12 protein-coding genes are annotated in these 12256 nt (G+C 52.2%); 6 read left to right on the forward strand and 6 right to left on the reverse strand.

Features of this window, described 5'->3' with window-relative positions; translation table 11 throughout:
- Positions 1-11 precede the first annotated feature (11 nt).
- The gene (locus tag J3361_RS15795) at positions 12-998 is read right to left on the reverse strand and encodes a HEPN domain-containing protein (RefSeq protein WP_207965367.1); all 987 of its coding nucleotides are present in this window, start codon (positions 996-998) and stop codon (positions 12-14) included.
- Positions 995-1528 carry a hypothetical protein gene (locus J3361_RS15800; protein ID WP_207965368.1) on the reverse strand — a complete coding sequence of 178 codons (534 nt, stop codon included), beginning with the start codon at positions 1526-1528 and terminating at the stop codon, positions 995-997. Before J3361_RS15800 ends, J3361_RS15795 begins: the two co-directional genes overlap by 4 nt.
- Positions 1529-2780: 1252 nt before the next feature.
- Here J3361_RS15800 and J3361_RS29715 point away from each other — a divergent pair.
- The 4 genes from J3361_RS29715 (at position 2781) to J3361_RS15820 (ending at position 6943) form a co-directional block, all read left to right on the forward strand.
- Positions 2781-3593 carry a hypothetical protein gene (locus J3361_RS29715; RefSeq protein WP_207965369.1) on the forward strand — a complete coding sequence of 271 codons (813 nt, stop codon included), beginning with the start codon at positions 2781-2783 and terminating at the stop codon, positions 3591-3593.
- A 793-nt stretch (positions 3594-4386) separates the two neighbouring features.
- Entirely contained in the window at positions 4387-5196 is an 810-nt protein-coding gene (locus tag J3361_RS15810) for a DUF4393 domain-containing protein (protein WP_207965370.1), read from the forward strand.
- A gap of 402 nt (positions 5197-5598) precedes the next feature.
- Positions 5599-6447, forward strand: coding sequence for a hypothetical protein (locus J3361_RS15815; protein ID WP_207965371.1), 849 nt, complete (start codon positions 5599-5601; stop codon positions 6445-6447).
- Between the two features lie 307 nt (positions 6448-6754).
- Positions 6755-6943 (forward strand): hypothetical protein, encoded by a 189-nt coding sequence (locus tag J3361_RS15820; protein WP_207965372.1) that lies wholly within the window; start codon positions 6755-6757, stop codon positions 6941-6943.
- A 586-nt stretch (positions 6944-7529) separates the two neighbouring features.
- Here the strand turns inward: J3361_RS15820 and J3361_RS15825 are convergent.
- Positions 7530-7796, reverse strand: coding sequence for a hypothetical protein (locus J3361_RS15825; protein ID WP_041475780.1), 267 nt, complete (start codon positions 7794-7796; stop codon positions 7530-7532).
- A gap of 342 nt (positions 7797-8138) precedes the next feature.
- Between J3361_RS15825 and J3361_RS15830 the strand changes: the two genes are divergently transcribed.
- Both J3361_RS15830 and J3361_RS15835 read left to right on the forward strand, forming a co-directional pair.
- Entirely contained in the window at positions 8139-9773 is a 1635-nt protein-coding gene (locus J3361_RS15830) for a methyl-accepting chemotaxis protein (protein ID WP_207965373.1), read from the forward strand.
- Positions 9774-9785: 12 nt separating this feature from the next.
- Entirely contained in the window at positions 9786-10532 is a 747-nt protein-coding gene (locus J3361_RS15835) for a phytanoyl-CoA dioxygenase family protein (protein WP_207965374.1), read from the forward strand.
- Between the two features lie 11 nt (positions 10533-10543).
- On the opposite strand, the gene J3361_RS15840 is transcribed toward J3361_RS15835, so the two are convergent.
- The 3 genes from J3361_RS15840 to J3361_RS15850 form a co-directional block, all read right to left on the reverse strand.
- Positions 10544-10912, reverse strand: a complete 369-nt coding sequence (locus J3361_RS15840) for a cupin domain-containing protein (protein ID WP_186730570.1) — start codon at positions 10910-10912, stop codon at positions 10544-10546.
- A 100-nt stretch (positions 10913-11012) separates the two neighbouring features.
- Complete coding sequence (locus J3361_RS15845) at positions 11013-11819, reverse strand: AraC family transcriptional regulator (protein ID WP_207965375.1); 807 nt, start codon at positions 11817-11819, stop codon at positions 11013-11015.
- A 231-nt stretch (positions 11820-12050) separates the two neighbouring features.
- Positions 12051-12242: a DUF1508 domain-containing protein gene (locus tag J3361_RS15850; RefSeq protein WP_014337049.1), complete on the reverse strand. Its 192-nt coding sequence runs from the start codon at positions 12240-12242 to the stop codon at positions 12051-12053.
- Positions 12243-12256 lie beyond the last annotated feature (14 nt).

Genomic DNA, 12256 nt, shown 5'->3' on the forward strand with positions numbered 1-12256 from the left:
ACTAGATATAGCTAGTAACTGATGGGGTTATCTAGGGAGTAAATGATATTGTGGTGGACGTCGTTTATTAAATTTGTATTATCTTCAAATATCGGAACCGCGTATTCTTTAAAGTCAGAAAGAGTGCCTATGTTGTTAAGCAGTCCTTGCATTACCCCATTCTGACATCTGCTTACAGCATAGGTCATCACTGAGCTAAATAGTTCAAGCTTTTCTTTGGTGAAATCTACGCTCCGAAAACCTGAGTGTACCGAGTTATTTCTGAAGTCACGGATGTCTTTGACCGTTTCTATAAGTTCCTTTTGCCAGTATTTATACCTGGCGTGATTTTCCAGAGCGTTTCTTACAGGGGAGGAAAGAACCCCTAGCTGCTGACCATTCGGGAAGCCGAGGAATAAGCGTATATAACTCTCGACGCAATTATCATTTTCGTCTGCTTTTAATAAAGCCTCCAGCGAAAACCATAAAAATATAATTTTCAGCTGCGGATTGGCCTCATGCTTGCTGTTCCTCGCCCAGTGTAAAGAACGCATGTAGCGGTCGCCTAGCTCATTCTCAAGCGAAAGTAAATAATTAGTGATGTCAAACCGTTGTGTATCACCTTGCCCTACTACAAAAGTAATGGAATGCTGGAATCCAGATTTTTTTATTGGAATAATTTCGCCGGAAGACAAAATCTTTATTAAGCCGATTTTCGATGTCTTTATTGCGGAAACCGCAAATTCAACAGATTTCAAATCGAGAACTTTAAGGAACCTGATGTCGGCGATATGCACAGCTTCAATTTGCGTCTCGCAGTTGACTATCGTAGCAATTCGCGCGGAAATTTTGAATTTTCCATAATCCAAACCAGATTCAGATGCAGACACTTCGAATGCTTCAGTTTCGGCATGGGTATCGGCAGAGTAAGAACGCAGCTCGACATCGCCATAAATTAAAGTGGATGGGAGTGAAATGCTTCTATTATCCAGAACTTTGATGACCAAAAAATTATTCATTTGGACCTCTGGATGATATTCATAAGTTTCGTGATGACTATTTGTTTGAGCCAGGAGTTGGTTCTCGAAGATAGTGTTAGACGGTTCTTGGCTAAATATCGTGCCAGAGATTCAGTAATGGTGTAACTCTGCCGTTCGAGGCAAATACCAATGATTGTCGATAGCTGATCAAAATCTAAACGGTGTTCAAAAAGGGCGTCAATTGTAGTCTTGCAAGCAAGAGTGTTGTTGCGCGAATGGTAATAGCGTAGCTGGAACCATAGAATCTCCCTGACGTCGATGGCTGAACTCACTAAAAGACGGTCGTACTTTACTACCTGTTCATCATCAAAGGTGGCGATCGCAATAGTGTAGCCTAATCGTATGGTTTTACTATGATTAGGTTTTATGTTGCATAGTTCTAAGAAGAGGTGTTTGGCCTCAAGTATTCTACCGAGCTTTACTAACTCAGTAATGTAATCTGTAAGGCGTTTAGGGTATTTTTTATTGTTAGTGGCTGTCGCTCTATATTGCTTCTCTGTCTCATCCAAAGCTTGAAACTCCTTCACCGAAGCGATACCCAGTTGCCAATTCTGTCACATCCACGCCGTCCGCCACACCAGCGTGAGTCCACAGGCTCGTCGGTAACGTCCTCAGCAATCATCCATGGGGTTGTCGTTATCTACTCAGTTTCTCATGTTTCTGCGGTTTATAAATTCTCGGAGTCATGCCCCCTCGCTAGGGCGCTGCGGCAGCCTCAACCGCTTGTTTCGTGCCGGTGGACATGGTGCGCGGTGGGCCGCGCCCAAGGGGGCTCAAATGGGGATGTTTGAGGAGTGCAGTGTTTTCGCTCTTGGCGCGCGCCGTCATCCCCCCACCACGCCTGCGGGCTAAATAGGTCTTTTTTCCGCATACCTGCATCAGGTGGAAATCGGGATATTTTAGGCGCTGTGGGGGCGCTATGTACCGACAAGAGACCTGCGGAACCCTGCGAAGGGATGTGGGATGGGCCTGATGAGTACTGCGGGCAGGCTTGAACCAAACAGACAAGGGAGCGATTTTTAGGTCGGCGTACGGGAACAGGTAATACGGTTAGGTAATTGGATGAAAAGGACTCAAAGCCTTGAAAAGGCCTGGTCCAGAGGATTACTGCAGTAGGTAATTTTAAGTGAGGAAAAGTTGATGCTTCTGTAACTAATTGATTTGTAAGGGGCGGGTTGGATAGATCATTACTCTTGCATTAGTAATAATCTAGCTTCTTGCTCACTTAAGAAATACTTCGTGTCTTTTATAAAAAATTAAGAAAAATCAATTGGTTGTGAGAGGCTGTGGGCAAAGATTACTAATCTTACTCGTTTCCGGCAGCCTTCTGAAAAACGCACCTGAGCTTATGCGCCGTGCTATGAAACCTTGCTGCATTTTCGCTATCTGTCAGCAGATTGATGAGGCGAGGCACCGCACCGCCGGAATCCATGAAAATATTGGAGAGGGTGAAGGGAATCGAACCCTCGCAGTCCGCTTGGGAAGATATGGTAGTAGGAGAATGGACAGATTTAGCTAAATCACGGACCGAGTTTAATTTTCGTCGCCCAACGAAATCATGGCAAATTGCTGCTACGCTGATCCTCAACATAGCCCTGCGAAGATTCTCTGTAAGACGATTCTCTTCAGATAGGGTCGCTCTTGGTGCACGGCAAAGGCTTATTGTTGGGAGACGTTATGCAACCCCATCACATTAGATTTCGATGGGAGTCTGCCTGAGGAAGTTTGATCTACATTCAATTCAATGCTCGGAGCTCTATCATGAAAGGAAGTGTTTTTATTTTTTGCCTTGCTTTGTCAGCGCCTTCTATGGGGGCGGATCTTTTCATTGCAAAAAACGAAACAAAAGTTATCTATAAAAAAGACTTGGAAGGGGGGTTGTTTCTTAGAGTTGACTCTTTGGTAATAGAGCAGGGCGGAAAATTGATTGTTGGCGAGCCGTTAGATTCAATCAATATTCACATAAAATCCTTAGATGCCGCTTCCGACACTATTATTGACCTTAGTGGCAGAGTACCTGGAAATTCTGGTGCGATTGGCAGTGACAATAATCAACAGGCTTCACACTGTCATGCGGGGCCAACCGGCGGCGGTGGGGGTAACGGAGGACGTGGACAAAATGGAGTGAATACAGCAATGCTCATTGATGTAAAGCGGATCGATGGGCTAACAATTACTCTCAACGGTGCTATGGGCGGGAACGCCGGCGTGGGGGGACGTGGAGGGCGCGGAGGCGGGGCTAAGAATTCGAAGTTCTGTGGTGAGGGCGATGGCGGGTGGGGAGGCGCGGGTGGTACAGGCGGTCAAGGGGGAAATGCGGGCGAATTACATTTCCGCTGGAGAAATAGCGACCCGACGGTTTGTTGGGGCAGTGCAAATGACCGCCCCCCCAAACTAAAGATTTTGCAGAGCCCAGGGGGCGGCGGAGCCGCAGGTGTAGGGGGAGTGGGTGGACCAGGAAAGCACCAAGGGTCAACAGGCCCAGGAGGCGCAAATGGCGCTTTTGGCTCCCCTGGTAACTTGAGGATAGAGCGCATTCCTTCAGTCGATGATGCTGGCATCTGCAAAACATAAAGATCTAGGGCAAATTTAGGGCAAAACCAGGACCGTTTGGCACCGGCTTAGGCCGCCCATAGATGGAGATCCCTTAGAAAATCGGGCCTCCAGCGGCATGGACAGTCATCCCAAAGGGTTCAAATCCCTATCTCTCCGCCATCATACGTAAAGCCCCGTAGATCAAAGTCTACGGGGTTTTTTCGTTTCAGGATTCTACATAAAATTTCTACGTAAAATTCTTTTCACAGCATGTCGGTTTGCGCTTCTATCCTGTGTCTTTTCTCGGATGCAGAGGGCACTCAACTAGACGGATGGAAAGCTCCAGGGCTGGAGCTTTCCTGCCGCAGCAGATCTTATGCGTATGAGATCAGCTTCCACGTCACAGCTTTGCCATTGTGTGGAGGAAAGACGTTCCCTTTAGCAATTGGTGCGGTGGTCGAAGGAGTATCCTGTGACTTCCATACACCGCTCTCTGGCGATCTCTCGCCTGTTTTACCTGTAGTTCCAATTGGCGCTTTGCTCATTTTGTATCCCCGTGGCAGATATCGCTTAGGCGTGCAACACGCAGCCTGAAAGCTATCTGAGCTTAGATTGGATCCAGGCAATAGCAATGTGATATTGCATCTCATGCCTGTTAGGTTAGGTGGTATTTCGGCCATTTTACAGCACTAACGCTCTGTCAGCTTCGCCGCTGCACTGGATGTTGATTGGTGTGCTGAGGTTGCCCCTGTCTTGTATTTCCCCGCTGTGCGAGACGAGCAGGGCATGGCATTCTGCTCTTACTAAGTCAGTCATGGATTGGGAGCGGGCAATGGGCGAAGATGCTGGTGGTGAGAACAAGGTTAAGGAGACAATCGAGGCAGTGACGGGCTTGGTTAAAGCTGTCCCAGTCTATGAGGACGCACTTCAGCCAGCGGCAAAGCAATTAGGTAAATCATTGGAGACTGTTGGTAAGGCAATTAATGTCGCCCTTGCTCCGGTTGGCATGCTGGTGTGGGGCTATGAAAAATGCCAGGAATTTATATCAACAAAGGTGGCGGACCGTCTCAAGGACGTCCCGCCTGAAGACATCATAACGCCAAAGCCGAATGTAGCAGGCCCTGCAATTGAAGCGTTACGATATACAGGTCATGAAGAGTCTTTGAGCGATATGTATGCCAACCTCCTTGCTGCTGCGATGGACAAGAACACAGCAAACGGTGCGCACCCAGCTTTCGTTGAGATTATCAAGCAGCTTACTCCTGATGAGGCAAAGTTGATGGCCTTGTTGTTACGGTCTAGGGTCTCCCCTGTAATCACTGTGCAAGCACGGAAAGCGGAAGGCGGCAAGAGGGATGTGGCAGTGAATTTCTCCTTGCTTGGGAAGGATGCCAACGTGGAGCATTTGCACCTAACGCCAGCTTATCTCGATAATTTGTGCCGGCTAGGGTTGATAGAAATACCCGATGGTCAAAGTTATACAGATCAGGGGGTTTACGAGATTCTTGAAAAGTCTACTGATGTTCTTTCATTGAAAATGGATATAGAGAGCATGAAACATACTTGCGTATTCAAGCATGGGGTCGTTAAGGTTACCTCTCTCGGAAAACAGTTTGGGGCAGTTTGCGTCAATCGAGTGTAAAAGCTTCTTAAAGGACTCCATTAAACCTAATGGAGACCTTTTTGGTAAGTCGGCTATAAGAACGTTGCTTTCTTGAATGTTGCTCCTCTAAGCCAGCTTTTTCGGGGTTTTCCATGTTCCATGGATAAGCTCGATTCGGGAAGATAGCTTCATTCCTGAATATCTGCACCAAAACGACAGATTTGAGCCGGAATCAACTTTTTTGCAAATTCACGATATTGACAGGCGCTGAGGTTGCCGTCACTGACTGATCCAGTCATGAGAGCGGGGGAAGCGGGACAGGCCACGATTTTGAGGTGGGGCGATTATAAGTTAACTCAAAATCGTGGTCTCTCTTCCTATTGCTTATAAGAGAAAGGCTGTTTCGCCCTCGGGCGAATAATATTAAGAAAGGATACGTCCATGTGGTATGGGTTAGTTACATTATTAAAGTCAGTTCCGGACGTAATTTGGTCAGGTATTGTTGCATCGTGCATTACGCTCATAGGTGTCATGCTCTCGAATAGAAGTAACAATGCTCGGCTGAAGCTTCAGCTTGACCATGATGCACGCGAGAAGTCTAAGGAGAAGATCAGTAATCTTCGGCGTGAGGTTTATTTAAAAGCTGTTGAGGATATTGAAGTAACCAATATCCATGTTGGCAGTTTGGCTAGTCGTGATTTGTCTACATTGACTATGAATTCTGAGCTTCAGGCAATAACAGCGTCGATGGCAAAGTTGAAGTTAGTGGCTGAGCCGAAAACCACGCAGCTAGCAGGGGAGCTAAGTGTGGCGTTCGGAGTATTGTTTTTGAAACTACTACAGAGGCTTCTTCCGGTGCAGGATGCAAAAGCCGATATTGAAATAAATGATACGGGCTATATAAGTTCATCAGCTGAAGCTTCAAGAATATTGCGAGAAATGCATAAGTTTAATGAGGAGGGGCGACAGGACGCTGTGATATTTCAAACTCTCCAAAACTCTTACGAGTTTTTTTCCAATCAGGCTCAGGATTACGCCGATGCTAGGTCGACTGCATACGATGTCTACAATGCTCGATTGGGGGAATTTAACAAATTGCTGATGCCAGATATGAAAGAGCTTTCCAAGATGCAGCTAAAGCTCATGATGTCTATTCGCAATGATCTCGGAATTGTCTGTGATATTCCTGCTCTTGAGCAACAGCTAGAGCGCCAATGGACGGTAATGGGGGCCGAGTTTGGAAATACAATGGATTTGTTTCGGGAAAAACCTGACGCCGGACCAGGCTGAAACTCTCTTGGAATTACAATTGTAAGGGAAACGGGGGGGGCGGGGACAGACCACGATTATGAGGCGGGTCGATTACCAGTGAACTAAAAGTCGTGGTCTGTCCCCTGTTTCTCCCTGTTTCTCGCCCTGTTTCTCTCCCCTGTTTCTCTCAAGTAGACGTGTTCTGACGAAAAACCCCCGTTTCCCTCAAAGTCTTGCCGTTCTACAGCAAACGACTGGTGGCACTGAGGAAAAGAAACTATACAAGAGCGGCGCAATATCGTCATGATGTGTAATATTGCAGGAGAGTTCTTATTGGAGGGAAGTCATGTCTAAGAATAATTCCGAAAGAGACACGAAGGCTCAGACAGACATAGAGTTTGTCGACCTGCTCAATAGGGACATCAAGGATAATCCTGAAAGGGTTCGGCCTGTCTCTCGTGGCCTGTTGCGGCGAATTCAAATCATTCGAAATCACGCAGACGCCAATCGTCGTCGCGAGCACCAAGAAGACTAAGCGTGACTTAACGTCGGTAGTGGGCGAAAAGACGCTGTCATAGGTTAATAGAGCTTTCTAGTTACACCTTCCTCCGGAAAAGCCGTAGCGAGGCTAGAGGTGCGAATTGCGGCTATCTGATCTTCGGTCAAAGGGCCTCCATCCAGCTCGTACGTTGGTAAGTAACGGTCAGTTAGCTGACGCAATACAAGGGGAGCGACTTCAGTTTTATTCAGGCTGGTCTGAAGTGATTTTTTTGTGCGATTTGTCGACTTTTTTGTGGTGGCCATCGGAGCCTCCGAGGTGTGTGTATTCATGCTGATCGGCTTGTGTGACTAATCGAGTCCTGGCAACCGGAGGTTTGGTGTTATCGAACCATACTCGTTTCGACGAGATGGGCCCCGTGAGAGTAATGCCAGTCAGTTAAGCGATATAAAGCCGGGTAATCACCCTGTGGCGAGGGAGCTTGCTCCCGCTGGGCTGCGTAGCAGCACCAAAAACAGGGCCGCTTCGCGACCCAGCGGGAGCAAGCTCCCTCGCCACGGTTTGTGTGTTTCCTCGTGGTATCCACTTTCTGATCGGTATTACCCGTGAGAGGCCCTTTGAACTAGGCCGGCTCTGCGTCCAACCGTCGGGCGATGACATCAAGCACGTCACAACCATCCCTCAAGGAGATGCAGCACAGTTGTGCAAAGTCCTGAAGGACCACTGAGTCACTCGGAATATCCCCTCGCATGGCGAGGTTCTCTAAAAGCTGGGTAACCGCGCGAATTCTATAGCCCGCCGTATCGAGCAGGATGTGCAACGGTGCGGAGGTATCGACGAAAAGGGGTTGATCGTCGGCATTACTAGTAAGAGCCATGTATCTGTTCATTTCAAACTCCGTTTGATTGAAGGCCTTCTTACCATTTGTAGTCGAGTCGCCAAACCCAAGCCGCTCATACGAACGACGCTTGGACTATAGGGCCTTTCTGTAGAGATCATCAATCAGACGATGCGTAGGAAGCTTCCCTGAATTATGTGAGCGGAAAATGTCAGAAAATTCCCCGCGATACTGCGTCCAGACGGTACCTTTTTATCCAGCTCAACTCCCTTCCGCATCCTGAATAACCACAGCCCTTCACACCAAAACCTTTGTGACAATCAGACTAATGGGCTATAGCTCAAGGCATGGCTGCCGATAGGCAGGTATTCCCCCCGTGTAAGGAGTGACACCATGCTGCGGTTCTTCGCCGACTTGGGCTTTCGCTGGAAAATCACTCTCCCGATAGCGTTCCTGGCTGTGTTGCTGGTCCTGATGGGGGGCGCGGGGATGCGCGGCATCAGTCAGGTGACCGAATCCAGCACGCAGTTGACCAAACGTTATTTGCCGGCCATCAGCCTGTTGCTCAATGCCGACCGCGACCTCTACCAGGCATTCGTGGCCGAGCGCAGCCTGCTGGACGGTCATGCAAACGAGCATTTGAAAGCGCTGAGCGCCAGCCATGGCGAAAATGCGAAGCAGGCTTACGACCGTGTGCAGAAATACGCCGCGATGCAGCCCGGTGCCGAGGCGCAGGCGTTGGTCAGTCAGTTCAATGACAGCTTCGGCAAATGGATGCAGGTTTCACGGCGGGTCCTCGAGCTGTCGGTAGGCGATCCGCAGGGTGCCAGTGCGCTGAGCTTCGGTGACAGTGAGCGCCTGTTTGAAACCATGCGTGATTCCATCGACAAGCTGGGTGAGCTGGAAGATGCGGCGTCCCATCGCGAAGGCGATGCTGCGATTGAAAACGGTGAGACGGTCGGCGTGCATCAAGGCGTGATTCTGCTGGTCGGCCTGCTTGGTTGCATCCTGGTGCTTGTCGTTCTGCCACTCGTGGTGTTGAGCCCAATGCGTCGACTGTTGCACCGCGTCGAGCAGATTGCCGAGGGCGGTGGCGATCTGAAAGGGCGTCTCGAAGTACGTTCGGCCGATGAGCTGGGACAGCTCGGCAGTGCCTTCAACCGTTTTCTCGACAAGTTGCAACCGTTGATCGCCGAGGTTGGGCGGGTGACCGGAGAGGTAGACTCCGCAGCGCGGGCCATGGCCGACATGGCCTCGACGAATGACCGATTGATCAGCAGCGAGCACGCGGCGCTCGATCAGGTCAGTACCGCCGCCACCCAGATGAGCGCGGCGGTGCATGAAGTGGCGCATAACGCGGCGAGCGCCTCGGGCGCCGCGCAGGAGGCGAGCAGCCAGTCTCGTGACGGCGCTGAGGTGGTCAGCAGTACCATCGAGTCGATCCGCCAGTTGGCCCAGGAAGTGGAGAGCGCTTCGGGCACGATCGAGGCATTGGCCCAGGAAACGTCCAGTATCGGCGCCGTGCTCGAAGTGATCCGTGGCATCGCCGAACAAACCAACCTGTTGGCGCTGAACGCTGCCATCGAAGCGGCGCGGGCCGGTGAACAGGGCCGTGGTTTTGCCGTGGTGGCCGATGAAGTCAGGGCGCTTGCGGCCCGCACCCAGGACTCGACCAAAGACATTCAGGTTCGTATCGAGCGGCTGCAAAGCGGTGTCGCCAAGGCTGTGCAAGCCATGCATGTGGGCAGCAGCAAGGCCCGGGACAGTGTCGAACGTGCAGCGGGTGTCGACCAGGTGCTCAGCGGTACCGGCGGTTCGATCCAGCGGATCAACGACATGGCCGCGCAGATCGCCAGTGCTTGCGAGGAGCAGAGCAGCGTCACCGAAGAGATTGCCCGGAACATCTCCGATATCCGCGACTTGTCCAACGAAGCGGCTGCCAATTCCGCCCAGAGCATGCATGCCAGCCGACAGCTTTCCTCTCTGTCGCAAAACCTGGCTGGGCTGGTCGGCCGCTTCCGCACTTGAGGCAGGCGCGCTGTGGCCATCAGCGATAGCCTGCGAGCGTTGCATCAGGACGGTTTCGTCCTGATGCCAGCCGTACTGGACGCCGCGCAGATTGCCAACCTGCGCCATGCCATCGACCAGTTGAAGCCTCAGCACTGGGACTACAGCGGCGTCATCGATCACTACAAATGTGTGTTTAATCGCGACCCGTTCTGGCTGCCGTTCCTGGAGGTGGCCGGCGTGATCGAACTGGCCGAGGCGGCCCTCGGCGATGACTGTCATGTTATCGGCCAGACGGCCTGGCGCTGCCATCCGGGTTTCAAAGGGGCGCCGTTGCACCTGGATTATCTGGCGATGAAATTGCCGCCCACGCTGTTGGCCGACCCAGCCTTCGAGCTGCCAATGCAGGTGTTCACCGCGCAGTTTTACTTGGATGACATCGACGCCGACTTGAGCCCGACCCAGGTGATTCCTGGCAGCCACAAGGCTGGTCGAGCGCCGGTAGCGGGTGAAACGCACTGGCAGGGGCGTTCCGCGCAGCCCGTGTTGTGCGGGGCGGGCGATGCCTTGATATTGCGCAGCGAACTGTGGCACGCCGGCAGCGACAACCGCACCGCCGACCGCATACGCTACATGCTTCAGGTGCACTACGGCCGGCGGATGGTCGCACAGAAGTTTTCACCCTATCTGCACTGGCAGTTCAACCCTGAGGTGCTGGCCGCGGCGACACCTCGCCAGCGGCGGCTACTGGGTGATCACCAGGAAGCTGAATACGATTGAGGCGGGCTCAGTCAGATCCATACATCATTGACCGCCGTTCGCTCATTGGTTTCTTCGCCGGTATTGATGACGCCGCGAGGCTCGATCAACAGCAGTTTCACTTCCTGCGCGGCGCTGGGCTTGTGCTCGACGCCTTTTTTGACCACGTACATCTCGCCTGGGCCAAGGGTCACCGCGCCATCGCGAAAGTCGATACGCAGCTCGCCTTCCAGCACGATGAAGGTTTCATCGGTGTCGGCGTGGGTGTGCCAGACGAAATCACCTTCGAGCCGGGCGAGCTTGAATTGGTAGTCGTTCATTTCGGCCACGACTTTTGGCGTCCACTGTTCCTGGAACAGGGTGTATTTCTGAGCGAAGTTGATGGGGGAATAACGGGTCATCGAGGCATGCTCCTGGGTGGGTGGTGCGTCCTACTTTATTGTTCGAGCCAACGTGCGTATTGGATGATCGTGCAGCTTTTTGCCGCGCGCAGCCGATGCCTTAGCGCAGCATGTTCAGCCAGCGTGCCGGTGAAATGCCAAAGGCCTGGGTATGCAGCCGGGTCATGTGGCTCTGATCGAAAAAACCACAGGCCAGGGCGACTTCGCTCAATGGCGTGCCGTGGAATGCCAGGCGCCGGGCTTCATGCAAGCGCCGCTGGGTGATATAGCGATAGGGGCTGGTGCCGTACAGCGCCCGGAAATCCCGGGACAGGCTCCATCGATCCCTGCCGCTTGCCTGCACCAGGTCGTCCAGGGAGATCACCTGGTCGAGGGCATCGTGAACGAACAGGCGGGCACGCTCTGCTGCCGGGTAGTCGATCAATCGCCGTCCACGCCGGTTGCCCGCCGCAAGGTCGAGCGCCTGGGCCACGTCATAGATGGCGTCCTCTTCCTCCAACGGGTCAAGGGGGTGATCCAGGCTGTTCAACAATCGGCGGGTCGCGATGTTGAGGCGAGGGTCGTTGGACAATCCACCTTCGATGAAGGGCAATGGCTTGCCCCCCAGTACGTGCTGGATCGTCGACGGTTCTATGTAGAACATTCGGTAGCGAAAACCCTCGCTCGTCCCGGCTTCGCCATCGTGTACCTCGTCCGGGTGCAGGACGATGGTGCCGCCGGGCTGGCTGTGGCGTTTGCTGTGGCGATAGTTGAAGCTCTGCACACCCGAAAGCGTGATGCCGATGGCGTAGGTGTCATGGCGATGGGTGCTGTAGCCATGGCCACTGAAATAAGCCTCGATGCGTTCCATTTTCCTCGATTCGGGTGCTCGCACCAGCCAGTCGCGGTTGTGGATGGATCGAGTCATTGCGCCGGGCCTCCTGCTTTTGTCCCGTATACCCTACCTAACGCAGTTCTCTCAAGAAAAATGATGAACCTTGTGGCGAGGGAGCTTGCTCCCGCTTGACCGGGCTGGCGCTCCAGTGCGAAGCGCTCACAAAAAAGGGCTGCTTCGCAGCCCAGCGGGAGCAAGCTCCCTCGCCACAATGATTCAAACAAGCCAGTGAGTTGAGCCCAGGCCAATCTCTTACAGCGCCGTTCAGATCTCTTTTACCGGCGTCTCACCCTGGACATTCTTGATCAGCCCGATCACATGAAGGCAGTCACTCTTGTTCACATAGGATTCGCCACTGGCGATCGTTTCGTGGTTGCCGGCCCTCAAGCGCCAGCGCCATTGGCCTTTTCCGGTGCTCGGGGTGCCTCGGGTCTGTCGATAGATTTCAAAGTACATCGGTTCGCTCCCTG

It is taken from the genome of Pseudomonas sp. OA65 (assembly GCF_017498305.1).
GTDB lineage: Bacteria > Pseudomonadota > Gammaproteobacteria > Pseudomonadales > Pseudomonadaceae > Aquipseudomonas > Aquipseudomonas zanjanensis.